Origin of the sequence: Sedimenticola selenatireducens DSM 17993 (assembly GCF_000428045.1) — a bacterium.
GTDB classification, from domain to species: domain Bacteria; phylum Pseudomonadota; class Gammaproteobacteria; order Chromatiales; family Chromatiaceae; genus Sedimenticola; species Sedimenticola selenatireducens.
In genome coordinates this window covers 63,192-88,885 of the sequence record NZ_ATZE01000021.1, presented here as the reverse complement: position 1 = coordinate 88,885, position 25,694 = coordinate 63,192, and the positions used below count along the sequence as shown (strand labels likewise).

At 51.0% G+C, this 25,694-nt stretch carries 21 protein-coding genes; 20 read left to right on the top strand and 1 reads right to left on the bottom strand.

What is annotated here, in order from left to right; all coding sequences use genetic code 11:
• Window positions 1-54: 54 nt before the first annotated feature.
• The 20 genes from A3GO_RS0115120 (at window position 55) to A3GO_RS0115020 (ending at window position 24,201) form a co-directional block, all read left to right on the top strand.
• Entirely contained in the window at window positions 55-2,157 is a 2,103-nt protein-coding gene (locus A3GO_RS0115120) for a sigma-54-dependent Fis family transcriptional regulator (protein WP_029134116.1), read from the top strand.
• A 69-nt stretch (window positions 2,158-2,226) separates the two neighbouring features.
• A complete protein-coding gene (locus A3GO_RS0115115; RefSeq protein WP_029134115.1) occupies window positions 2,227-3,330 on the top strand; it encodes an NAD(P)/FAD-dependent oxidoreductase in 1,104 nt (367 codons plus the stop codon).
• 587 nt (window positions 3,331-3,917) lie between these two features.
• Complete coding sequence (locus A3GO_RS0115110; protein ID WP_029134114.1) at window positions 3,918-6,905, top strand: molybdopterin-dependent oxidoreductase; 2,988 nt, start codon at window positions 3,918-3,920, stop codon at window positions 6,903-6,905.
• Window positions 6,906-6,999: 94 nt separating this feature from the next.
• A complete protein-coding gene (locus tag A3GO_RS0115105; protein ID WP_029134113.1) occupies window positions 7,000-7,848 on the top strand; it encodes a 4Fe-4S dicluster domain-containing protein in 849 nt (282 codons plus the stop codon).
• Between the two features lie 319 nt (window positions 7,849-8,167).
• Window positions 8,168-9,298: a CobW family GTP-binding protein gene (locus tag A3GO_RS0115100; protein WP_029134112.1), complete on the top strand. Its 1,131-nt coding sequence runs from the start codon at window positions 8,168-8,170 to the stop codon at window positions 9,296-9,298.
• Between the two features lie 535 nt (window positions 9,299-9,833).
• Window positions 9,834-11,093, top strand: coding sequence for a M24 family metallopeptidase (locus A3GO_RS0115090; protein WP_029134111.1), 1,260 nt, complete (start codon window positions 9,834-9,836; stop codon window positions 11,091-11,093).
• Window positions 11,094-11,712: 619 nt separating this feature from the next.
• The gene (locus tag A3GO_RS0115085; protein WP_029134110.1) at window positions 11,713-13,032 is read left to right on the top strand and encodes an ABC transporter substrate-binding protein; all 1,320 of its coding nucleotides are present in this window, start codon (window positions 11,713-11,715) and stop codon (window positions 13,030-13,032) included.
• A 71-nt stretch (window positions 13,033-13,103) separates the two neighbouring features.
• Window positions 13,104-13,826: an ABC transporter ATP-binding protein gene (locus A3GO_RS0115080; RefSeq protein WP_245621752.1), complete on the top strand. Its 723-nt coding sequence runs from the start codon at window positions 13,104-13,106 to the stop codon at window positions 13,824-13,826.
• Window positions 13,823-14,524 carry an ABC transporter ATP-binding protein gene (locus tag A3GO_RS0115075; RefSeq protein ID WP_029134108.1) on the top strand — a complete coding sequence of 234 codons (702 nt, stop codon included), beginning with the start codon at window positions 13,823-13,825 and terminating at the stop codon, window positions 14,522-14,524. Before A3GO_RS0115080 ends, A3GO_RS0115075 begins: the two co-directional genes overlap by 4 nt.
• A 31-nt stretch (window positions 14,525-14,555) precedes the next feature.
• The gene (locus tag A3GO_RS0115070; protein ID WP_029134107.1) at window positions 14,556-15,422 is read left to right on the top strand and encodes a branched-chain amino acid ABC transporter permease; all 867 of its coding nucleotides are present in this window, start codon (window positions 14,556-14,558) and stop codon (window positions 15,420-15,422) included.
• A gap of 22 nt (window positions 15,423-15,444) precedes the next feature.
• Window positions 15,445-16,491: a branched-chain amino acid ABC transporter permease gene (locus tag A3GO_RS0115065; RefSeq protein ID WP_245621751.1), complete on the top strand. Its 1,047-nt coding sequence runs from the start codon at window positions 15,445-15,447 to the stop codon at window positions 16,489-16,491.
• 366 nt (window positions 16,492-16,857) lie between these two features.
• Entirely contained in the window at window positions 16,858-17,160 is a 303-nt protein-coding gene (locus A3GO_RS0115060) for an integrative conjugative element protein, RAQPRD family (RefSeq protein ID WP_037375564.1), read from the top strand.
• A 9-nt stretch (window positions 17,161-17,169) separates the two neighbouring features.
• On the top strand, window positions 17,170-17,400 hold the full coding sequence (locus tag A3GO_RS0115055) for a TIGR03758 family integrating conjugative element protein (RefSeq protein WP_029134104.1): 231 nt from the start codon (window positions 17,170-17,172) through the stop codon (window positions 17,398-17,400).
• Window positions 17,401-17,492: 92 nt separating this feature from the next.
• Window positions 17,493-17,840 carry a TIGR03745 family integrating conjugative element membrane protein gene (locus A3GO_RS0115050; protein ID WP_029134103.1) on the top strand — a complete coding sequence of 116 codons (348 nt, stop codon included), beginning with the start codon at window positions 17,493-17,495 and terminating at the stop codon, window positions 17,838-17,840.
• Between the two features lie 6 nt (window positions 17,841-17,846).
• Window positions 17,847-18,227, top strand: a complete 381-nt coding sequence (locus A3GO_RS0115045) for a TIGR03750 family conjugal transfer protein (protein WP_029134102.1) — start codon at window positions 17,847-17,849, stop codon at window positions 18,225-18,227.
• Window positions 18,199-18,852 (top strand): PFL_4703 family integrating conjugative element protein, encoded by a 654-nt coding sequence (locus A3GO_RS0115040; RefSeq protein ID WP_029134101.1) that lies wholly within the window; start codon window positions 18,199-18,201, stop codon window positions 18,850-18,852. Before A3GO_RS0115045 ends, A3GO_RS0115040 begins: the two co-directional genes overlap by 29 nt.
• An 18-nt stretch (window positions 18,853-18,870) precedes the next feature.
• Complete coding sequence (locus tag A3GO_RS24070) at window positions 18,871-19,689, top strand: TIGR03749 family integrating conjugative element protein (RefSeq protein ID WP_051302412.1); 819 nt, start codon at window positions 18,871-18,873, stop codon at window positions 19,687-19,689.
• A 9-nt stretch (window positions 19,690-19,698) separates the two neighbouring features.
• Window positions 19,699-21,090 carry a TIGR03752 family integrating conjugative element protein gene (locus tag A3GO_RS0115030; RefSeq protein ID WP_029134100.1) on the top strand — a complete coding sequence of 464 codons (1,392 nt, stop codon included), beginning with the start codon at window positions 19,699-19,701 and terminating at the stop codon, window positions 21,088-21,090.
• On the top strand, window positions 21,047-21,463 hold the full coding sequence (locus A3GO_RS0115025) for a TIGR03751 family conjugal transfer lipoprotein (protein ID WP_051302409.1): 417 nt from the start codon (window positions 21,047-21,049) through the stop codon (window positions 21,461-21,463). The genes A3GO_RS0115030 and A3GO_RS0115025 overlap by 44 nt, the downstream gene beginning before the upstream one ends.
• Window positions 21,460-24,201: a conjugative transfer ATPase gene (locus A3GO_RS0115020; protein WP_037375562.1), complete on the top strand. Its 2,742-nt coding sequence runs from the start codon at window positions 21,460-21,462 to the stop codon at window positions 24,199-24,201. The genes A3GO_RS0115025 and A3GO_RS0115020 overlap by 4 nt, the downstream gene beginning before the upstream one ends.
• A gap of 196 nt (window positions 24,202-24,397) precedes the next feature.
• On the opposite strand, the gene A3GO_RS24065 is transcribed toward A3GO_RS0115020, so the two are convergent.
• The gene (locus A3GO_RS24065; RefSeq protein WP_051302407.1) at window positions 24,398-25,681 is read right to left on the bottom strand and encodes a hypothetical protein; all 1,284 of its coding nucleotides are present in this window, start codon (window positions 25,679-25,681) and stop codon (window positions 24,398-24,400) included.
• Window positions 25,682-25,694 lie beyond the last annotated feature (13 nt).

Genomic DNA, 25,694 nt, shown 5'->3' with positions numbered 1-25,694 from the left:
GCTCAATCTACGATCTATAACAGTGTTGATTAGACAAGGTAGGACGGGTATGCCATGACTGCCATTGCTGAGTCTCATAATGAGACATATATTGCAAGTAGCGACATTCACGCCAAACAAATACAGGCGTGGAAGCTTTTTTTCTCTTCTGGACGCGTGGAAAACGATTCGATTCGTCAGGAAATAGTCAAATCGTGGAAGCGTTCTATCGCTTTTGGGTTGAGGCCAGACTCACACAAGGCAAATGTCAAAATTACACGACAAAGTATTGCCATTATTAAAGAGAAGAATAGTGCTCTCATTGAAGCAGCTGTTCCCATCATGGAGTCGCTTAGATTATCGCTAAAAAATACCGGGTTTATTTTTACGCTGGCAGATAATAACGGTATCGTACTGGGTGTTATTGGAGACCAGGATGCAGTCGAATTCGCAAAGAAAAATAACTATGTAGAAGGTTGCTGCCGAACTGAAATGGAGGTAGGAACCAACTCAATAGGACTTTGCCTGGCGACCAAAATGCCTGCTCAGGTTAGTGGGGCAGAACACTTCAATGCCCGGCATCATTCATGGACATGCTCCTCCGCACCGGTCACTTCACCAGGCGGACAGCTTATTGGTGTAATTACGTTATCAGGAGAGTCGCACAGTACGCATAAACATACATTGGGCATGGTGATATCAACGGCGTGCGCCATAACCGACGCTCTGAAGCGCAAGCATTCGACGAATGAAAAAAAGAAGTCAGAGCAGCTTATGTATTCAATTTTGCGGTGTATATCGGAAGCCATCATTATGGTGGATCGCAATGGAAACATCACGCATGCGAACGCCAAGGCTTTACACTTGATCGGGATGGACATAAATACATTGCGAGATCAAAGCGTCGTAAAGCTTTTTCCTAAAATTAGGGAAATATTGGAGACAGCGAAAACTGGTGAGTCCCTGCCTTTAGTAGAAGTACCAATTGAAAAAAATAGAAAACGTAATTTCTTAATGCTCAAATCTTATGCGGTCAAAGGTGAATCAGGGCATTGCGGATCACTGCTGTTTCTGAGTGAAAAAAAGACGTTTCTAAATGGTGTGCGGAAAGCATCCGGGCTTAAAGCGGGGTACACCTTTGACGATATTGTGGGCATATCAGATTCGTTAAGTACTCAAGTAGATCTAGCGAAAGTCGCCGCAACTTCTGATGCGCGTGTTCTTATTACTGGAGAAACTGGAACAGGAAAAGAGCTTTTTGCACATGCAATTCATAATGCTAGTGACAGAAAAAATGGTCCTTTTGTAGCAATTAACTGCGCCGCAATCCCGCGGGATCTAATAGAATCAGAGATTATGGGGTATGCAAGTGGAGCTTACACTGGCGCACGTCAAGGTGGTCAAACAGGGAAACTGGAACTTGCCGATGGTGGTACGGTGTTTTTAGATGAAATCAGCCAAATGCCGCTGGATGTGCAGGCCAAGTTTCTTCGAGTGTTACAGGATGGCACCATCACCCGCTTGGGTGATACTAAACCCATTAAACTGGATATACGCGTAATTGCTGCTACAAACGAAAATCTTTACGAGAAAGGAAACGATCTTAGTTTTCGCCATGACCTCTATTTTCGTTTGAGTGTAGTGGAAATAAATGTACCAGCGCTACGAAATCGGCACGGCGATATCGAGAAGTTGAGTTCAGTTTTATTAGAACGCATTTCAAAGAAGTCAGGCAGGGAAATAGTCCATATTTCACCAGAAGTTATGTCGCATTTTAAAAATTATCCATGGCCCGGAAATATCCGGGAGCTGGAAAATGTACTTGAGATGGCAGAACTGACAAGTCCTGCAGGCGTTATTCAAGTCACTAATCTACCAGAACGAATTCGTCAATACGCCACAGTTGGTGAGAATTCCGCGGCATTCGTGGGAACTGCAACGCAAGAACAGAAGAAGAGCGAGTTACTTCCTCCAGAACTATCGGCTGAATCCGGTGCGGAAATCCATAAGAGGCATTCCTTATCGATAAAAGATGCTGAGCTTAATTGCTTGCGACGGGCAATGGTTGAAACCAATTGCAATATTGCTGAGATCTCTAGGATTTTAGGATTATCACGAAGCACAATCTATCGCCGGATCAAGGAGTTTAATTTGAATAAAGTGATTAAATACAATTAAGGGCGCGACCCATTATGGGGCGAAGAGATCTAATGGGCTAGGGAATTGTATACTTAGGTGGGATTGTTTTTGGAACAGACGGATGCAGTTGTGATAGGAGCGGGTGTTGTCGGCTTAGCTATAGCCAGGACACTTTGCTTGTCTGGGCTAGAGGTTATCGTTGTTGAAAATAGGCGAACCTTTGGTACCGAGACATCGTCCCGTAACAGTGGGGTTATTCACGCTGGAATATATTATCCTGAGTGGAGCCTAAAAGGGATCTTGTGCAGAAAGGGGCAAGAGAATCTTTACACCTATTGCGACACTCATCAAATCCCATATTCTCGCATTGGGAAATTGATCGTAGCAACCACTCTAGATCAGCTGCAGGTGCTCGAACGAATAGAACAGATGGCCTTAGACAATGGAGTAGATGATCTTGAACGGATGTCAGCAAAGAGGATTACCCAGCTTGAGCCAGAGGTCAACGCTGTCGAAGGCATTTTCTCTCCATCCACAGGCGTACTTGATGTGCATGACTATTTGTCCAGCCTGGCTTACGAGGTTGAATCAAATGGGGGCATATTGGCTTTCAGAACATATGCCGACAAGTTCGAGGTTTCCAGAACAGGATTGGAGGTATTTTTTGATGGTGACCAACGAATGCGCCTGAAAACCCGGTTTCTGGTCAATAGCGCAGGCCTAACGAGTACACAGGTGTTGCGGAATTCCGAATCTTTCCCGGCTGAACATATACCGGTAACCTATTTAGCCAAGGGAAACTACTTTTCCCTTCAAGGCAAGGCACCCTTCTCTCATCTAATCTATCCTGTCCCTGCAGCGGGTGGGTTAGGAATTCATGCGACGTTGGATTTGGCTGGTCAGGTGCGGTTTGGACCTGACGTGGAATGGGTAAATGATATCAACTACCAGGTTGATGAAAACAGGAAAAACAACTTTTACAATGCGATAAAAAACTACTACCCAAGTATTGATAGGTCGCGATTGACGGCGGATTACGCGGGGATACGATCCAAGCTTCAAGGTCCCAACGATGACTTCAGAGACTTCTTAATACAAGATGTGCATACTCATGGGATTGATGGGCTTATTAACTTGTTTGGTATTGAGTCACCTGGATTGACCGCTTCGCTGGCTCTTGCAGAAATGGTGAGTGGTCTGTGCGAAGCCTAGATGGCTTATTAGGTCAATAACCTAAAAAGCGTAGGTTATTATCACGCTGGAACGCAACAGTTCATAGCGGACCATTAAGCAGTGTAATTACTACATATTATAAGTATGGACGAGCACCCGTAAGAGTCAGTCCATCGCTCCCATTCTGATTCATGTTTCTCATAATGCGACGCATGAATCAATGTTGCTGATATATAAAGCCGCGCTCAAATGCCTGCGTGATGCCTGAATTTCCCTCTGTTGTTAGCCATTTTAAAATTATTTCTCTAGCTTCAGAAGCTACTTTTGTTGCTCCACGGAGCATTGGGCAATTGCGGGTATTAGAGGACCGGCGTAGCCAGACTCTACACTATGATCAAACAGGGTTCGTAGCACTCCGTTGGCACATGGATTGCTATGCAGATATAGAATAGAACATAAAAGACCCATTGGCAGAACATAGAATATGTATATGCACTGATATTAGATAGGTGCCGGCATGTAAAGATCAATATTTTGCTTGATCCATGATTCACTTTTATACCGGAAACCGACGAGGGTACCGGTCAAACTATAAATATCTTAAGGTTGTAAACGAGGAAGAACCAATGAAGAAAGCTATTTTTAAAACGGTCATGTTCGGGTTGTCCCATGCACTTAGGCATACTGCAAAAAAAAATAAGGATTTCTTCAAGGAGCTTTCCAAGCACAACTGCGTTGCTCAGATAAAGCTCAAAGATGATTCTATTGGTCGCTACTACACTATCAACAATGGAAAGGTCAGATCATCAAAGGGAATTCATAGCAATCCAGATGTCAGCATTGTTTTTAAGGATATCGATGTTGCGCTGACCTTTATGAAACCCAATCCGGATTTTGGAGAGGTTGTACATGCGGCGAAAAACTTTCAAGCGCTAACTTTGGGTGACGATAAGCTGGTTGTGTGGTTTATGCAGCTACTGAATCGCATCGGCACCGCAGGACTGAAGTACGGGACAAAAATGCCGGATGGAACAACACGATACACCACCGGTACCAACAGTGGGCCCCTGTTTGTTTATGTGAAAGGTGACAAGATCATTCGGATCACACCGATTGATCTCGACGATTCAGACGCCGAAAGTTGGACCATCAAAGCCAGGGGGCAGTCTTTTACCCCTAACCGTAAAACAACCGTTAATCCCTACTCCATGGCCCTGAAATCCATGGTTTATTCAAAGAATCGCAATCTCTATCCAATGAAGCGAGTTGATTTTGATCCAAATGGTGAACGGAATCCTCAAAATCGTGGCATTTCCGGCTATGAACGGATCAGTTGGGAAGAGGCGCTTGATATTGTTTCTAACGAGATTAAGCGTCAGAAGAAAACGTACGGACCGGGATCTATTGCCATGCCGATTCCATCTCATCATCAGTGGGGTAATGTGGGGTACTATCTGAGTTCCTTGCTGCGTTTTGGTAATCTGATCGGATTTACTCGTGTGCATCCGAACCCGGACAGTTGGGAGGGATGGTACTGGGGAGCGATGCACCATTACGGAAACGCCATGCGTCTGGGAGTGCCAGGATTTTATGGCACTGTAGAGGACTGTCTGAAGGAGGCGGATCAAATCGTTTTCTGGTCAAGTGACCCGGAGTCAACCAATGGGTTGTATGGTGCCTACGAAGGTACACAGCGCCGGTTGTGGGCCAAGTCATTGGGCATCGACTTTGTGCATATTGACCCCCATCTCAACCCCACTGCTCAACTACTTGGTGGGCGTTGGATACCGATCAGGCCGGCAACAGATGCAGCGTTAGCGACTGCAATTATGTACGTATGGGTTAAAGAAGGTCTCTACGATAAAGATTACATTGTCAAAAACACAACCGACTTTGATCAGTGGAAAGCGTATCTCTTGGGTGAGTCTGATGGTGTTGCCAAAACCCCAGATTGGCAAGAAAAGGAAACAGGTGTACCAGCGCATGTAGCAACAGCGCTGGCCCGTTCTTGGGGTAACAAGAAAACTTATCTTTCCTGCGGTGGCCTTGGTTCAGGATGGGGTGGTGCGGGGCGCAACGCGACAGGGTCACAGTGGACGCGCTGCATGATATTGATGATGGCGATGCAGGGATGGGGTAAGCCGGGTATTAACTTTGGTAATCTGCAGTTTGGCGCACCTCTGGATTATACCCATTACTTTCCTGGCTATGCAGATGGGGGTATTTCTGGTGAGTTACAGTTTACTGCGTGTGCAGTTAACAACTACCAGCGTATGCCGCATGTGCTGACAATGAACCCAGTCAAGCAAATGATTCCACGGCAGCGGTTTTGTGATGCTATCGTGAATGGACATTCAGTAGGGTTCATGTGGGATGGCTCTTCTATCGAGGCACAACTGTCGCCCTTTGAGTATCCGATGCCTGGTTACTCCAAGATCCACATGATATGGCGCTATGGCAACTCCACGTTCGGTACAATCGCAAATTCAACTCGGTTTATGGAGTCATACCGGCACGAGTCTGTAGATTGCGTTGTCAATCAATCGATATGGTTTGAGGGCGATGCTAAGTTTGCCGACATTATCCTGCCGGCCTGTACTTCATTCGAACGTAATGATATTGGTGAGTGGGCGGGCTGTTCCGGTTACATTCACCACAACAACTCGCAGTTGAACCACCGCATGATCGTGATGCAGCATAAGTGTATCGAGCCACTTGGAGAGTCCAAGTCAGATTACCAGATATTCCTTGATATACTCACCAAATTGGGCTTAGGTGCGTTATTTTCTGAAGGGTGTAGTGAGCTTGATTGGGTTAAACGCGTTTTCAGGTCTGGCGATCTTTCCAAGAAAATCAGCTGGGAGAAGTTTGTAGAGAAGGGCTACTATGTTGTTCCAGCAGAGCCAGAAAAAACAAGAGATCCTGTTTCAATGCGGCATTTTGCTGAAGGGCGTAAAAAAGACACGCCAGAGCCGATGCCGCTCCCTTCCCAGTTCTCCGAAGAATTTGGTAAAGGATTGGAAACCCAGTCTGGAAAGATTGAATTCGTTGCCAACTCTTTGAAACGAGAGGGGTATGATAACGACGAGCGTCCACCTCTTAATAAATATATCCCTGCTTGGGAAGGGCCACACTCCAAAGAGCTATACGATAAATATCCACTGCAGATGGTATCCACTCATCCACGCTATAGCTTCCATACCTATGGCGATGCCAAAGACAGCACAATCAATGATGTGGCAGACCACCGAGTACTGGTGAATGGGTATTATTACTGGGTGCTTAGGATCAATCCGGCCGATGCCAAGGCGCGTGGTATTAAGCATCACGACCTGGTTCGCGCCTACAACGATCGAGGTGCGGTGATCTTCGTGGCTGATATTTCAGCTCTAGTGGCGCCAGGCCTTGCTAAAACGTTTGAGTCTTGTGCTGATTTTGATCCCATCGAAAATACTCCTGACGGTCCCAAGGGTATCGTCGATAGGGCTGGTTGTGCCAATGTGCTTACCTCTTCCCGTCCACAGCAAAAGGGAACTGAAGGGATGGCTGCCAACTCGTGCTTGATTGAGATAGAGGCATGGTCCCCTGGTCAGCAGAGTAAGAAGGCAAGCTAACTTTCTTAGGTTATTGACTTCTTCTAGAGATAAATCTATCCGGGACAAAATGTCCGAATTGGCCCAGATAAACAATAGATTGCAGGAATTTAATATGAAAAAGTGGAATCTGATTATCGATGTTGAAAAATGTGAAAACTGCAACAACTGTTTTCTCTCCACAAAAGACGAGCATGTGGGTAACGACTTCCCGGGCTATGCAGCACCCCAGCCTTTGCATGGCCATGAATGGATTCGCATAGAGCGTAAGGTTAGGGGGAGCGGCCATATGGTTGATGCCGCATACTGTGTCCAGACTTGCAATCATTGCGATAATGCACCTTGTGTAAAGGCTGGCCGAGGAGCAGTCACGAAACGCAATGACGGTATCGTCATTATTGATCCGGAGAAGGCAAGGGGGCGCAGAGATATAGTAAGTAGCTGCCCATACGGGGCTATCTGGTGGAACGACCAACTGCAACTTCCTCAGAAGTGGATCTTTGATGCTCACTTACTAGATGCTGGCTGGAAAGAGCCTCGTTGTGTCCAATCCTGCCCAACCGGTGTTTTCAGATCACTGAAAATCAGTGATGACGAGATGGCGGACATTGCAAAGCGGGAGCAATTGGAAGTCCTGAGATCTGAGCTGGGTACCAAGCCCAGGGTGTACTATCGAAATTTGTGGCGATTCAGCAAATGGTTTATCGGAGGAAGCGTGATTGGTGATTCTCCAGATGAAACCCGCTGCTTGGAAGGGGCTACCGTTACATTGCGTAAGAATGGTAAGAATATAGCGACCGCTAGCACTGACGTTTATGGGGATTTCAAATTTGATCATTTGGATCCAGTTCCTACAAAGTATCAGATCAAAGTGATGCACAAGGACTACAAAAGTTTGGAGTTGGACGCTCAAGTCGAGTCTGACGAGAGCTGCTACGTCGGGGATCTACGGTTATCTATGTAAATAGACTCGAATCTAAGGTGTTTAGTCAGGGAGGGGTTCTGGTAGGTATCCGAGCTTCTCCCTGTTCTCCTGAGAACAGGAAGTAGTTTGTTTGCGGACATAATCTATAGGTCGCAATTTATTAAACTGCGGCAGGTCGGAACTTATTGTTACTCACGAATCTATTTGACAACCTGGTGGTGATGATGGCTGGGTGTTATTTCATCACAAAATTATTACCCAGAGATCATTTGATCTCCCGTGGATTGCAGTGTGAAGACACCTACTGATGCCATGCCAAATAAGTTTCCTGTCAAACAGTCAATTGAGGTAGTTTTCCATGTCAAGAATATTAGTCACAATTATCACTGGCTTTTTGGGTAGTGGTAAGACAACGCTGTTGAACTCATTGCTAAATCACCCAGAGATGGCGCAGTCCGCAGTAATTGTGAATGAATTTGGTGAGATCGGCCTTGATTATGACTTAGTAGAACGTAGCGACGAATCCGTTATTCAGTTAGAGAACGGATGTTTGTGCTGCTCGGTGAAAGGGGATCTAATCGATACATTTCGTGATCTTTATATTCAGCGACAAGGCGGTCAGCTCCCCAAATTCGAACGGGTCGTCATTGAGACTACCGGTATCGCGAATCCGGGTCCTATTCTACAAATTATACTGACAGACCCCATGGTTAGTTCCTGCTACGAATTAGATGGTGTTGTCACCACCGTTGACGCTATCAATGGCCATTTTTCACTGAGCAGTTTCCCTGAGTGTGTGCGCCAGGTAGCGGTAGCGGACCGTGTAGTTTTAACTAAGACTGACATGATTACACCGGATGATCAGCAGAATTACGACAAGACCAGACTATGGATCAGCAAAATTAATCCTACAGCAAGTGTTGTTGAGTCGGTATCCGGATCGTCAGATCCAGGTATGCTATTCGGCTTTGGTCTCAAGCATCCAGAGTCAAAGCTAGAGGAATTGGAAAGCTGGCTTAAGATTATCGAAAGTAAGCAGGGAAATGGAGAGGACGAACTTGCTCTAGAAAAGGCCTCCAGGGAGGAGGCGGCGGCATATTATGCGAAGATAGGCCATGCACCAACAGCTGAGGACGAGGCGGCTCATGACCCAAATATTAATACTTTTTGTGTGGTCAGAGATGAGCCAATCGACATGGAGACGCTACGGCTGTTTCTAGAGGCCTTGACTAAGGAGGCAGGACCCAATTTATTGCGCGTCAAAGGTTTGTTAAATATAAAGCAACGACCCGGACACCCTGCCGTGATCCAAGGTGCACAAAAAATATTTCATTCTTTGGATTGGCTGGAGAAATGGCCTAGTGGCGATCGCCGCTCACGGATCGTATTCATCACGCGCGGGTTGGATAAGGCTTATATAGAAGAGACTTTTGAATTGCTTGAGCGCATTGTGATGAGAACTCAGGAAGCGGGCCGTATTGGTGATTGAGTGAATAAGTTATTTGAAATGCCTTTCAAGTGCTATCGTGACAAGCAGTATTTAAAGGGCTTATGCTATGCGTAACATAATTAGCTTCTTATAGCTGATTCATTGTTTATCTGACTAGAATATAAATAGAATGAGCTAAAATCCTCCTCTTTACCCGGTTTCTATAGCCGGGTTTTTTTTGCATGGGTATTCTTATTCATTGGTTAACGGTTTCATCAATAATTCATATATTCATTTCTCTCGACAAACCTATTTAATTTACACGAAAAATACTTAGGCGAGCAGCATACTCGAAAACCGCAGGTTAATACTCCGGAATGGCTTCGGTCAAAATGTTACTGGTGTTTCAAATTGAATTGGATGTGTCTGGTTTTACAGGCACTTACTCGGTTAGTCAGGTGCAAATGTTACGCAATATTAGATTACAGAAGGCCTTAACAATTCTTGGCCCAGAGTTTGCACTGTAAGTCACAAATTGAATATGACTCTTCACAATACTACCCGTTATTACCGGGATCAAACCAAGGAGAATTACATGCACTACAACCGACCTCATGCCACAGCGACCTGGGGAACCATGGGTAAAGACTGGGAAGCAGGCGTTGACTTCGCGAAGCTCAATAGGGAACGTAAAGAACGTGCTCAAGTTGCCATAAAGAATGCGGGTCTCGGCGCCGTTCTCTGCTTCACCTTCGATAATATCCGTTACGTGACAGGGACTCACATTGGTGAGTGGGCCCGTGACAAGTCTGACCGGTATGTTCTCTGTCCGGCTGAGGGCTGTGGCGAGCCATTCTTGTGGGACCCCGCGCCACCCGCCAAGCGCAAATCCTCTCCTTGGCTGACCGACCGGATCGGTGCTCCGATCAGTACTCTGCAAGGTGCGGTGCAGGCCGGTTATGGTGTGGAAAAAGTATTTGCTCGCCAAATCAAGGAAAGCTTGGTCGAAATGGGGCTCGAAGACAAACCGGTTGGTATTGATCTGATGGAACTGTCCATGCTGCGCGCGCTAGAGGCGGAAGGGATTATCGTGGTAGATGGTCAGCAGGCGATGCTGGATGCCCGGGAGATCAAAACGACCGAGGAAATCGAGCTGCTCAAGCAGGCGGCAGCCATGGTCGATGCGACCTACATGGATATTGCGCAAGCCATCCGACCTGGTACCAAAGAAAGCGATCTGGTTGCCATTGCACACGAAAAGTTATTCAAACTCGGCTCGGAGCGCGTAGAATGCGTAAACTCTGTTGCAGGCCCGCGGGGTGCACCGCACTCCCATACCTTCTCTGATCGAATTATCCAGCCTGGGGATATGATATTTCTAGATATCATGCACTCCTACAATGGGTATCGGACCTGCTACTACCGCACTTTTATTTGCGGCCAACCTAATCAGGCCCAGAAAGACGCCTATGAGAAATGCTCGGAGTGGGTTAATGCGGCGCTGGATGCGATCAAACCCGGCGTAACCATAGATGAAGTGGCATCCGTCTGGCCGAAAGCGGAAGAGTTTGGCTACAAAAATGAAGATGAGGCATTCCTGCTACAGTTTGGGCATGGTATCGGGCTAAGTCTATGGGAACGCCCAATAATCTCACGCCGCTATATGGGGCAGGAAACCGTGCTTAAGGAAGGCATGGTGTTTGCTGTCGAGTGTTGGAAGGGAGCTGATGATGGGTCTGGAGCCGCGCGCATAGAAGAGGAAGTTGTCGTGACGAAAGATGGGTGTCAGATCATTACCAACTTCCCCAGTGATCATTTGATCTCCTGCGGGCTGCCGGGCTGTGAAATCTACTGACGTGAAAAACTATTGATATCGAGCGCATACACGCACTGTGTAGGAGTTGTTAATATCAAAGTACAACTGGCTAACTCCACATTATGGCCGGTGATAGCTTCTATCACCGGCCTTTGTTTATAAACGCACTAAGGGGATCATGCTAGACAAAAAATTAACATACCGTTAAACAAAATAATTAATGGATCAAGTGCAAGATTATACTTTTAACGTTTCTTGTCAGAAAGTACGAGAAATATTAATAAGAACTTTCATCGCCAAATAGTGCATTCCATTATCAAGGCAACTAAATGTTTCTGTGGAACGTCGCATATTGAGGTGCTTGATTAAACAATTCCAATTTATTACTGAGCACTGACCTGCTTGAAAATAGGTCAATCACTTTGTCTCGCATTGAAACAGATTTCTCACTATGAATATTTCAACGCACCTGTAATGCATTAAATGCCCTGACTAACGGAAAATCGCACCATTAACGCACGACAGATAGCTATATCCAACTGGCACACCGATTGCACTAATGCTTATTAAGCGACGACGGTGTCGCTTAAAGCAAAAAATAATTTTGTCGCCACGTCATGTAATCAGATAGAGATAAAATCCCTATTAGGAGGAACCGGTGAAAAACAGAAACAAGATAGATAAGCAGTCCTGTGCTGACATGAGTCGCCGCAACGCTATTAAAACTATTGCGGGTTTTGGACTAACTGCAGGTTTAGCAGGCGTGTCCGCTATGAGTAATGTGGCAGTAGCCGACACAGGGAGAACGATCAAGATTGGCTACGTCACTCCTTTGACCGGGCCTCTAGCGCCGTTTGGCGAGGCAGATAGTTATGTGATTGAGCAGATGCGTGAGCATTTTAAAACGGGGATTGAAATTGCCGGGAAATTGCACCCCGTTGAAATTATAGTAAAGAACAGTGAATCGAATATCACAAAGGCAGGTGCTGTAGCTGCAGACCTTATTTTGAGAGATGAAATAGATTTGATGTTGGTTGCTGCGGCACCAGAAACAATCAACCCAGTTGCCGATCAATGTGAATTCAATGAAATTCCCTGTATTTCCACGGTATCGCCATGGCAACCATGGCTTTTTGGAAGAGGCGGCTCTACTGAAAAAGGTTTCGATTGGACCTACCATTTTTTCTGGGGATTGGAGGATGTGATTGGTGTCTTTCTGGATATGTGGCAATCGGTAGACACTAACATGTCGGTGGGCGGACTGTTCGCCAATGATACAGATGGAAATGCCTGGGGTGATCGTGAATTCGGACTTCCTCCTGCATTGGCTATAGACGGTTTTAACTTGACCGATCCGGGACGCTATCAAGTGATGAATTCGGATTTCAGCGCCTATATATCGGCATTTAAAGAGGCAAACTGCCAGATTGTTACCGGCAATATGATTCCGCCTGATGTTAAGACATTCTGGACTCAAGCAAAGCAGCAGGGTTTTACACCCAAGGTGATGTCGATAGGAAAGGGGCTTTTGTTTCCTACTGCAGTAGAGGCGATGGGAGACTTAGCAGAGGGACTCTCATGTGAAGTCTGGTGGAGCCCGAATCACCCATTCAACTCCTCTCTTACTGGTAAGAGCGCATCTGAGATTGCCATGGCATATGAGAGCGCCACTGGAAGGCAATGGACACAACCCTTGGGCTACTCGCACGCATTGTTCGAAGTGGCGGCTGACGTACTCAAGCGCACGGCAAACATCGATAAGCGCGCATCTATTCGAGATGCCATTACCACCACCAGCGTACAAACAGTCGTAGGACCCGTGTCATGGGGGAATGGTCCGGCAAAAAATATTGCCAAGACACCGCTGGTTGGCGGGCAGTGGGTAAAAGGTGACAAGTTCAAATATGATCTCGTCATTGTCAACAATAAGGCTGCTCCCCATATTCCCCGAGGCAGCGAGCTAAAACTTATAAGTTGATTGTCTATGTGAGGCGCCTTCTACGGCGCCTCATCCGCTGATATTTGTTTCCCAGCTAGAGGAGTATGTCTGTGGGGACTGTCCTTTCACTAAAGAAAGTGAGTAAGTCGTATGGCGCACTCAAGGTTACAGATGATATTGATTTCATCTTAAAAGATGGCGAGACGCTGGGTATTCTCGGGCCTAATGGTGCCGGTAAAACAACACTATTCAATTTGATCAGTGGTGATGTGCGTGCTGACAATGGAAGTATCTTTTACTGCGGTGAGGATATTACCCGTGTATCTCCTCAGAATCGCTGTCGGCAAGGTATAGGGCGTACGTATCAGATACCCCATCCTTTCTCAGGGATGACGGTATTTGAGAATCTTCTGGTAGGGGCCACTTACGGCGGAAATATGTCAGAAGATCAAGCAGACCCGATCTGCATTGACGTACTGAAAAAAACCGGCTTGATAAAAAAGGCTAATTTACTATCAGGCAGCTTGACACTGCTAGATCGTAAGCGGCTTGAGCTCGCTAGAGCGCTGGCTACACAACCGAAAGTGTTGTTGCTTGATGAGATAGCAGGAGGCCTGACAGAACATGAAGCAAAAGAACTGGTAGATTTGATAGGCGATATTAAAGCAGAGGGCGTGTCTATGATTTGGATCGAGCATGTTGTACACGCTCTACTGTCGGTGGCTGATCGATTGTTAGTCATCAATTTCGGATCAAAGTTAGCTGATGGTGATCCGGATAAAGTCATGAATGACCCGGAAGTTAAACGGGTATATATGGGGATAGAAGTGTGAGTGTGCTGCTATCGACACATAAACTAAAGGCCTTTTATGGTGATTTTCAGGCACTGTTTGGTATAGATTTCGAGATTCATACTCATGAAATAGTAGCGATCATCGGAGCTAATGGAGCAGGAAAATCGACCTTCCTTAAAGCCTTAACAGGTTTGCTGCAGGTTGATAAAGAATCGGTCTTTTATAAAGGCGAGAATTTAGGTGGCTGCAGGCCTCATGAGATTGTAAGTAACGGTATCGCTATGGTACCAGAAGGACGCCGTCTATTTCCTAGCCTCTCTGTTGCGGAAAATCTGAAAATGGGGCAGTTCACAGGTAGAGAAGGAAGGTGGACTCTCAAGCAAATATATGCACTGTTTCCCATTCTAGAGGAAAAGCAAGATATGCCCGCTACCTCGCTATCAGGTGGTCAGCAGCAAATGGTGTCAATCGGCCGGGCATTGATGAGTAATCCAGAACTATTGATCTGTGATGAAATATCTTTGGGATTGGCTCCCATAGTTATCAAAGAGATCTACGCGGCCTTGGGAAAAATAACCCAGGAAGGTTTAACGGCGATCATAGTTGAACAGGATGTAGGCACAGCAAAACGTGTATCACAGAGGCTTTATTGTCTACAGGAAGGGCGGGTGTCACTTCAAGGGAATTCTGATGAAGTTACCCACGATGAAATAGCTCACGCCTATTTCGGCGATTAGGCGCGTGATAACCGATGAGGAGATTTAGCTGATGACCTATTGGATTGATGCCGTTTTACAAGGCGTTCTTGTTGGTGGTCTATATGCCCTATTTGCCCTGGGCCTGTCACTGATGTTCGGTGTTATGCGCCTAGTAAATGTTGCTCATGGCGACATGGTTATACTCATGGCTTTTATAGGCTACATTACCACCCAAACCTTAGGGCTTGATCCATTCAGTGCAATGGTTGTTGTTGTTCCTATTGCGTTTGTTATTGGCTACGCTCTTCAACGTGGTGTATTGAACAAAACAATAAGCAAAGATCCTTTGCGCTCCCTGGTCGTAACATTCGGTATATCGATTTTTATTCAGAACTTGTTGCTGGAATATTTCTCCGCCGACTCAAGAGCAATTTATTCTGGTGGTATTGAAGCTCAGAGTATTCAGCTGACTGATGGCCTAGCGGCAGGTCTTCTGCCAGTAATCATTCTAGCTACCGCAGTGATTTTGACATTTTTGCTGCAATGGCTATTCGGAGCTACCAGGATTGGCAGAGCATTTCGAGCCACATCCGATGATCATGATGCAGCTGCACTGATGGGGGTCAACAATGCTCATGTTTATGCGATCGCTACCGCAATAGCAATTGGTATTCTTGGTGTCGCCGGAATATATCATGGAATGCGCACGACCTTCACACCAACAGATGGGCCGGTGCAGCTGATTTATGCTTTTGAAGCGGTAATTATTGGTGGGATGGGTTCTTTCTGGGGAACTCTCGCTGGTGGCATGCTATTGGGAATTGCTCAATCGATTGGGGCACGATGGGACCCGGGCTGGGGGGTATTGGTCGGACATGTCATGTTTGTAGCCGTGTTGATGTTTAAGCCCAATGGCTTTTTTCCAAAAACCCGATAAGCAAAATCTATATGAGGTTGTGATGAATAGTTATTCTGCAAACTCCACTGCGAGTATGCTCTCTTCTAGCACGGACACATTTGAAGTCCAACGCTCCACCAAGGCAGGAATGATTACACTGATCATTTCCATAGTGCTATTGGGCTTATCTATCTCTATGCCGTTTTGGGCAGGATCTAGCTACTTGCGCCTATTTACCGAACTTGCTTGTTACATGGCGATGGCGCAGATGTGGAATTTGCTTGGAGGATACGGTGGATTGGTGTCAATTGGACAACAAGCTTTTATTGGAATCGGTGGATATTCACTCTTTGTCTGGGCAAACTTTGTCGGTGTAGATCCTTTCACTTCAGTTGCTTTAGGGGGAATTATTGCCGCACTATTTGCTGTCCCAATTTCACAGTTAGTATTTCGGCTGCCAGGTGGGGCATTTGCCATCGGAACTTGGGCGATAGCAGAAGTATTAAGACTAGTTGTTGCCAACACCTACGTACTAGGTGGAGGTTCCGGAGCAAGTCTCACAGCGTTACGCGGAATTGATAGAGCAACACGTGAATCTGTTACCTTCTGGATCGCAGTAGCTGCTGCATTCGGTTCAGTGTTACTGGTATATATGCTGCTACGCTCTCGATTTGGCCTTGCTTTAACAGCGATTAGAGATAGTGAAGTGGCCTCACGCAGTCAGGGCATAGATGTCAAAAAAATAAAGTTTCTTGTATATGTCATATCTTCCTTCGGCTTTGGTATTGCAGGCGCACTCTATTTCCTCGCCAACATCCGCATCTCTCCCGATGCCGCATTTGGAATTTCTTGGTCTCCACTGATCATATTTATGGTGATCATAGGTGGTGCCGGCACCATTGAAGGTCCTTTGATTGGAGCAATCTTGTTCTTTGTCCTTTCAAAAATATTTGAAGACTATGGTACTTGGTATTTGGCCTCCCTTGGCTTGCTCGCGGTGATCGTTACCATCTGGTTCCCGAAGGGGTTATGGGGTTTAGTTGTGGATCACTTTGACCTACGGCTTTTCCCTGTGCAGCGCCGGCTCCGTATGCCTGAAAATAAATAACTAATTCTACCTCATGGCCTGGGTTCATTATCAGGAAAGATCATGATTTACGCGGCCGCGAAATGAATAATTGTTTCCTTCGAGATGGTCGCCTGATAGAGGCGGCCAAGGTCGAGTTCTGGAGCTACACTTGTTTACAACATCTGCTTCGGAACGTCGACTTCTGCTGATGCCAAGAAAATCCTCAAATCCCTGTTTACCTGGAACGTGAAGTAGCCTTGTCGGTATATGTCAGAGGCTGATTTGCTAGTGCGTACTATAAATCTAATGCCAAAAACCACGCACCAATCGGAATTGATTTTCCGTATCCCCTAGTTACCCGGTACCCCACCATTGCACCTCATGAACACCATGAGGAATCCATCAATGCAAATCGCTCACCTGCTGATAGTCGGACTGTTCGGCACGGTTGTTCCACTTCAACCCCTCTTTGCCGATGCTGACGCCGAGCGCGAAGCACTGGCACGGATCGCCCACGAACTCGAAGCGTTCGAACCACTGATTCAGACGGCGGAGTCCCAAGCTGAGCCGGATAGACGGATTCGCTTTCGCTATGACTGGTTGCGGAAAGACCTGTCACGAGTCCGGCAGGGTATTCTGGAGCACATCGATGCGCCCCGCGCTGAACCCAGAACCTTTCCTCCATTACGTGCTGACTACCGGCGCTGATGAACCGCTATGACACTCGCACAAAATGCGGCATTTCAGGCAGGTTCCGGGGTGACGCCGTCCACGCTGCTGATGGCCATCGCGGCCATCGTGATCGTCCTCGCCTTCATGTGGGTGATCTGGGTGACCCTGGGCTCCTTCAGGGCCTGGCAGAACGGCCAGGTGGTTTTGTTCGATGTGGTCTGGAGTGCCCTGCGGGCGAGCATCGTGCTCATGGTGTTGGGTTTTTATCTACGGTGATGGCATGGAATCACGCTATCGCCAGCTGCGTTCGGGGAGTACCCCGGTATTCATCAGTAGGGGGCATCCCCGTTATCTTGGAGAACACAATCATGGTGAAAACAATCAGAAAAGGCATCGCTGCAACCGGGTTACTGGTGATGGCTGCCACCCAGTCGGCGTGGGCCGCCTTGCCGACCCCGGTGGCACCCAGTACAGCACCGGCGGCGGGTGACTGGATCGCACTGATCAAGGGTTACATCAAGGATGGTGGCCTGGTGCTCGGCCTAGCCATTGCGGTGCTCGGCTTCCTGTGGATCGCCTATCTGGGATTCGCCAAGTTCAACGAGGCACGCCAAGGCAAGGCCGAGTGGGCGGAGGTCGGTGTGCTGGGCATCGTCGGTGCCATCGTGCTGATCTTCGCCAGCTACCTGTTGACCGAAGCCGCCGGCATCATCTAACCGTCCATGCCTGATCGTGACGACATACTGGCCAATCGGCTCAACGCGGAACCGGCCATTTTCAAGGGCTGTTCGTCATCCGAGTTGGGCATGATCGTTGGCGTGGCCGCGCTCATCTGGCTGCCTGTCAGCCTCCTCCTGGCAGGGTTGATGGGCGCGGTCACCATGGGTTTCGGCATTGCCGGGGTCGGCGTGGTCGCCACGGTTGTCGTGACGGCGGGTCTGTTTCAGCGTCTCAAGCGCGGCCGACCGGAGGGGTATTACCAGCAGCGGATCGCCATTCGACTGGATGACATCGGCTTGCGCCGATCTCCATTCATCCGTCGCAGTGGCGCCTGGGATATCGGGAGGAGCCGGCGTGCGCCGTTACCGCTACGAGATCGATAACGTGCGTGCGCATCTGCGGTCGCTGTGGACCATTATCGGTCTGCAGATCATCGTCATCCTGGCGCTGTGGTTCGGTTGGAGTCAGTCCTCCCGTTACCTGACGGTGCACGTGCCACCGGATCTGCGCTCCGGGGCGACCCTGGCCGTTGACGAAGTGCCTGCGGCCAACGTCTACGCCTTTGCCTTCTATATCTTCCAACAGGTCAATCGTTGGCCCGACGACGGAGCGAGGGATTATGGTAAGGCGATATTTCGCATTGCGCCCTATGTGACGCCCCGTTACCGGGCCGACCTCATCGCCGATATGGAGCTGAAAGGCCGGCAGGGCGAGCTGGCCTACCGGGTGCGCGGTGTTCAGGAGGTGCCCGACCATGGCTATGAGGAGCGGCGGGTGGATGTGCTGGCGCCCGGTGTCTGGGTGGTGTGGCTGGATCTGGATCTTTTCGAGTCGGTAAAGGGAATGACGGTGAAGAAGACGACCATCCGTTACCCCTTGCGTGTGGTGCGCCTCTCGGTCGATCCGGAGACCAATCCCTGGGGACTGGCGCTGGATGGCTATGGCGCGACCGGTCCACGGCGGCTGAGCGGGGCCGAGCTCGCTGATGAGCCCGGGAAAGGCCACTGACAGAACAGGGATCAATCTATGCGTTCAACCAATGCCCGCAAATCCATTTTTCTCACACAGCGCCTTGTTCTCTGGATTGGTATTGGTCTGCTGCTGATAGAGTCGATCGCCCATGCCGAGATGGGTGCCATTGAGCGCATCGAGTGGGACAAGACTCCCATCCGGCTCGACCTCAAGGTGGGCGAGGAGCGATGGGTGCATTTTCCGGGATCAGTCAAGGTCGGCCTGCCGGCGTCCCTGCAGCCACTGTTGCGCACTCAGAGCGTCAATGGCACGGTCTATTTCCTGGCCAGCGCACCCTTCGACACCACCCGGATCATGCTGCGCACCCTCGATGGAGGGCCGCTCTATCTGTTCGATGTGTCGGCGTCGGAGACGGGTGGCCAGTCCCATCCCCTGCGGCTGTTCGTGAAAGAGGCTGGTAAGAGTAGGGAAGACCCGGCAGCACCACCTGTCGCGCGTGACGTCTCAACCGTGAACTACAGCTATGTGGCCTTGACCCGCTTCGCCGCCCAACAGCTCTATGCACCCGCGCGCCTCCTTCGGGATCTGCCGGGTATCGTGCGGGTGCCGGTAACCCGTGACCCGGTCAGCCTGTTGCGCGGTGGTATGGTTGACGCCACCCCCTTGGTGGCTTGGCGCGCCGGGGGTCTGTTTGTCACGGCGCTTAAACTGACCAACCGTACCGATCGACCGCAGATACTGGATCCACGCGACCTGCGCGGCACCTGGCTGACCGCGACCTTTCAGCACAACCGCCTGTTGGCCGCCGGCAGTGAGGCGGACACCACGGCCGTCTACCTGATTTCGGCCCGGCCGTTCGCGGCCTCGCGCTAGGGGGGACTCATGGCCCTAGCAACCAGCAATCGACTGTTACCCCTCCTTGCCGGTGTCGTGGTGCTGATGTTGCTGTTCGTCACCCTCAAGTCCTGCACCAGCGGGCCGCACGATCCGGCAGTGCTGGATGCGGTACCGCAGGCACCGGTGCCGGATGCGGATACGCCGGCCGACACCATCAAGACCCTGACTGCGAACGTGGCGGCGATGACCGCTGAGGTCGAGGCCCTACGCCAGGACAACACCTCACTGCGCAATGAGAACCGCGAGTTGCTGAGCAGTCGCGCCCAGATCGAGGAGAACGTGGCCACCCGCGTGAAACGGGATCTGTTGTCGCGCGAGCATGATCAGGCGGCCCGCCAGCGGCTGGATTCCGGTGTGTTGTCCTCGCTGACCGCGCGCATGGATGCCTTGTCACAATCCCTATCCCAGGTGAAGCCAACCGCGGGCGCCAACGATATTCCGGTCGGCCTGGGCTTCGATGGGGGTGGGGTAGCGCCATCTGCTAGCGTGGTCTGGATAGATCCGCTGGATGCCATCGATGACGATGTGTCTGGCACCAACGGCAACGGCCTGCTGCAACCGGTCCACCAGTCCACCCGCAAAGCGCTGAATGATGTCAGTGAGCAGACCGGCCAGATCGCCCGGGAGCTGGACCGGCTGCATCCCGTCTACACCGTGCCACGCAATGCCACCCTGATCGGCTCAACGGCCATGACCGCCCTGGTGGGCCGGGTGCCGGTACAGGGCCAGGTACGTGACCCGATGCCGTTCAAGGTGATCACCGGTGCCGACAACCTGGCCGCCAACGGTCTCACCGTGCCCGGGGTGCAGGGCATGGTGTGGAGTGGCACGGCCATTGGGGATTGGACCCTCTCCTGTGTGACCGGGCGGCTCGACTCGGTCACTTTCGTCTTCGATGACGGCACCATCCGCACCGTCTCCAGTGATGAGCAGGGTGCTCGGGCCGGGGGCAATGACCGATCCCTGGGCTGGATCTCGGACCCGCAGGGTATCCCCTGTATCAGCGGCGAACGCAAAACCAACGCCCCCGCTTTTCTCACCCAGCGTATCGGCGTGATGGCCATTCAGGCGGCGGCCGATGCGGCGGCCGCGGCCGAGACCACATCGGTCGTCAGCGAGAGCGGCGCGGTGACCAACAGCGTTACCGGCAACAGCGGCACCTTCGTGCTCGGCAAGACCCTCGCCGGCGGCAGTGACGAGGTAGCCAAGTGGCTCGCGGAGCGGCAGTCCCAGAGCTTCGATGCCGTGTTCGTGCCGGCCGGTACCCGCATTGCCATCCACGTAGACGTCGAGCTCCCGATCGATCTCGATCTCAAAGGTAGGAGACTCCATCATGCACAAACCATCGATCCTTATCAGCGTGCTCGGCTGGATTAGCCTGGTGCTGGGCGGCTGTGCCAGCACCAAGGACGCCGTGTTGCCCCAGGACGGCCCGTCGATGCAGACGATCTACCAGCAACACATCCAGGAGATGGGCGCGCGCGACCCCCTGACCCTGCGTGAGGCGCTGGGGGAGCGTCCCGTCGTCGATAGGGACGGCTCGCTGCACGGCTACACCCGGGAGGCGTACGACGAGATCGATGTCATCTTCCCCCGGCTGCCGAATCCGACCCTGGTGATGTATCTGTTTCCGCACCTGGCGGGGGAGGAGTCGGCACCGGTACCCGGCTATGTGACCACCTTCCCCCTGTATGAGCGGATCGAGTACGTGCTGCCGGGTGAGGTGCCCGCCAGGCGACAGCAGCAATGAGCGGGCAGAAATCCGTGTCAGGCAAGCCATCGGACAGGCATCAGGATAGGGCGGAAGCACCGGTGACCCTGGCGGCGGTCAAGCGGCTTTATGCCCGGCCACCTTCCTTTACCGATCTTTTGCCCTGGGTCGATTACGACCCCAACAGCCGCACCTTCCTGCTGGAGGATGGCGTCAGCGTGGGTGCCTTGTTCGAAATCCAGCCCGCGGGCACCGAGGCCCGCACCCCCCAGTTCATGACGCAATTGCGCGACGCAATCCAGACGGCACTCAGCGATGCCATACCCGAGGAGGACGAGGCGCCCTGGATCCTGCAGGTCTATGTGCAGGATGAGCCGAGCCTGCAGGCGTTTCAGAAGGAGGTGGCGGGCTATGCGCAACCGAGTGTCCAGGAGACCCCCTTCACCCGGCACTTTCAGGCGACCTTTGCCCAGCATCTGGCGCGGATCACCCGTCCCGGTGGGTTGTTCGAGGATACCGCGGTAACCGGCACCCACTGGCGCGGGCAGGTGCGCCGGGTCCGCGCCACGCTCTATCGCCGGTTGAAGGTGAAGGGCAAGATGCCGCCGGCGGTTGAGGTGGAAGAGGCGATGAACGATGTGGCGATCAAGTGGACTGCGGCGCTGGCCTCGGCCGGTATCCGTGTGCGGCGAGCCACCGGTAAGGATCTCTACGAGTGGCTGCTCAAGTGGTTCAACCCGAAACCCGAGATCGCGGATGGCGATCCCGACAAGCTGCTGGAGATCGCTCCCTATCCCGGTGACGAGGAGCTTCCGTTCGGTTATGACCTGGCCGAACGGTTCACCCTCAGCATGCCACGCTCGGACAATGCAACCGCCACCTGGTGGTTTGATGGACTGCCGCACACCCTGGTCACGATTCAAGGACTACGGCGGGCGCCGGCGGTGGGTCACATGACCGCCGAGCGTGAGGCCGGTGACCATGTCTTCTCCTTGTTCGATCGACTGCCCGAACACACCGTGATGGTGCTGACCCTGACGCTCAGGCCACAGGACTTTACCCGCAATCACATCGCCCAGGTCAAACGGGCCGCCGTGGGGGGCTCGGCCGAGGCGGCGCTGACGCGCGAGGATGCGGAACTCGTGGAGCGGGAGATGGCGCAGGGCAACAAGCTCTACCCGGTGAGCATCGCCTTCTACCTGCGCGGCGAGCATGCCAGAGCACTGCGTGCCAACGTCAACCAACTGAACGCCTTGCTGCTTCCCAACGGTCTGCAACCGATCCTGCAGGAGGCCGATCTGCTGACGCTCGACAGCTACATCCGCAACCTGCCCATGGCCTATGATGTCGCCCTGGACAGGAGCAGTCGCCGCTCGCGGTTGGTCTTCTCCAGCCATGCCGCGAACCTGCTGCCCCTGTATGGCCGATCGAAGGGCACCGGCCACCCGGGGCTGGTGTTCTTCAACCGTGGCGCGGAACCCCTGACCTTTGACCCGCTGCACCGGGAAGATCGTAAGAAAAACGCCCACATGCTGATCCTCGGTCCCACCGGGGCAGGCAAATCGGCGCTTTTGGTCTACCTGCTGCAACAGATGACCGCGATCTATCGCCCGCGCATCTTCATCATCGAGGCGGGCGGTTCGTTCACGCTGTTGGGACAACACTTCCAGGCCCACGGCGTCACCGTCAACCAGGTGACCCTGAACCCCAATGAGGATGTCAGTCTGCCACCGTTCGCCGATGCCATCCGGGTGCTGGACAAGGAGCACCGGGTGCGTCTCGCCAAGGCGCCGGATGAGCTGATCGATGACGACGAAGAGGCTGAGGAGGAGGGGGGTAGCCGTGACGTCCTGGGCGAGATGGAGATCGCCGCCCGCATCATGATCACCGGCGGCGATGAGCGCGAAGATGCCCGCATAAGCCGGGCCGACCGGTTGCTGATCCGTAACGCCATCTTCCTGGCCGCCAAGACGGTCAAGGAGAGCGGGCGAGCCCAGGTCATCACCCAAGACGTGGTCCACGCCCTGCACACCATCGGTCAGGATCAGAGCCTGCCCGAGCACCGGCGCAACCGGGCGATTGAGATGGGCGACGGCATGGCGCTGTTCTGTTCCGGGCTCGCCGGCCACTTCTTCAACCGGCCCGGCACCCCCTGGCCAGAGGCCGATGTCACCCTCCTGGAGATGGGCATCCTGGCACGCGAAGGCTATGAGGATCAACTCACCGTGGCCTATATCTCCATGATGAGCCACATCAACGACCTGGTGGAACGTCACCAGCACGACGCCCGGCCCACCTTGGTGGTGACCGACGAGGGCCACATCATCACCACCAACCCCTTGCTGGCCCGTTACGTGGTCAAAATCACCAAGATGTGGCGCAAGCTCGGCGCCTGGTTCTGGATCGCCACCCAGAACCTGGAGGACTTCCCCAACGCCAGCCGCAAGATGCTCAACATGATGGAGTGGTGGCTCTGCCTGGTCATGCCCAAGGAAGAGGTCGAGCAGATCTCCCGCTTCAAGGACCTGAGCGAGGTGCAGCGCAGCCTGCTGCTCTCGGCCCGCAAGGAACCCGGCAAGTACGTCGAGGGCGTGGTGCTCTCCGACAACCTGGAAGCCCTGTTCCGCAATGTGCCACCGCCGTTATCCCTGGCACTTGCCATGACCGAGAAGCACGAGAAGGCGGAGCGGGCTGCCATCATGCGCGAGCGGGGATGTAGTGAGCTGGAGGCGGTGTATATCGTTGCGGAGCGGATTGCGCAGGATCGTGAAGGTTAAGGTGGATATCGGAGTACCCCCATTCTCACTCTGAAAATGTTTACTCTTCAATGCGGGCAGCCATTCAGACTATTGGCTATGTCAAACGGCCAATAAGAAACATTCGTTTAACCAGCATCACTGGCTGAAACCATCCAAGAGCAGACGTTCATTTCGACACCCGTCTTGTCTGTAGAAAATAAATCCGTCCCTTTTACTATAGTTTTACAGCCACCATTACAGCGCGGCCTTCTTGAATTGTATGCTTTACTAGGACTTCAAGAATTTCTGATTCGCAGGGTGTCGTGCCGATCCATGCGTTAGACACCAGGTCAATGAACTGTGAGTTCGTGATATGCCGTTTGATATTTCTAAACGTTACCCCTCGTCCACCTCGCTCACCTACAAGGCCCTTGTCGGATTCAAGTAACTTCCAGTGAGTCAAGGGTATGTACATTCCTGACACCAATGATGTGCTATCAGGATTAAAAACTATTCGCGAGCACAGTTTTAGGTAGAATGGCGCCGAATCTAAACGGTATTCATCAGGCGTATTTGGTTCTTGGGTACCAGCAAGCTGTTTAGCGATTTTGTCCATGCGGAGTATCTCATCTTCAAGCTGCTGATCTGGCAACCGGTATATTGGTTCTGAACCAGCAGAACCTGGTTCCATTGCCTTGTACTGCACAAAAACAAAGGATTTAAATGTTTCATTGAAATAAATTAAGTCTGCACCTGTCAGCTGCTCTAATGGTAGTCGGTTTGCCAGTATAACAGTGAGCCTAGTCCTATCTACCCCCTCAAAAATCGCAGCTCCCTGGACCATATCTCTCACCCGAGAGAATCCAGGTACGTTGTTCATATCGTTGACTACCATTTGATCTTCACGAAGACGTGATTGTGGAAGACCATCGAGGAAACTTGATGGCTGGTCACCCCCCTCTTCCGGCGGTTCCCACTCCTGCAAACTGCTCCTATCAATTTTGGCACAAGCTAGTGCTGTTGAAAGTGTCTCTTTCTGGAAGGCAAGTTGCCGTTTGCTTCTATCCGGTAAGCTTCTTATCCTATTCTCGCGTTCTGACGAATACTTCTTAAACAACTGTCCAAGGGCATGATCTGTGGCAAGGATTGCATCAATTAACGCTGCAAATTGTTTCTGAGTTACATAGCCCCCATTTTTAATCGTGCTTCTTAGCCGCCACTTAAGCTGCGGTGAGACTTGTTCAATAAATGGAAACAAGTCGATGCTGGGTTCAAACTCTTGAAGGTCATAAACGTTCAACCTGCGAAGATCTGTGCCTGCTCGAACACCTCTTCGTCCTACTCCGATGTATTTTGTCTTCCCTTCCGAATCACCTATAAAACAGATAAGTGGCAGGCTACGACAATGCGAAAATTCATCGACCGGCTCAGCAAAACTGTTATTCCAGTATCTATTATCCTCTAACGCCTCCAACCTCTCCGATGTAAGCAGAAGTACGTAACCAGCTGCGCCACTCATTTACCTCTCCACC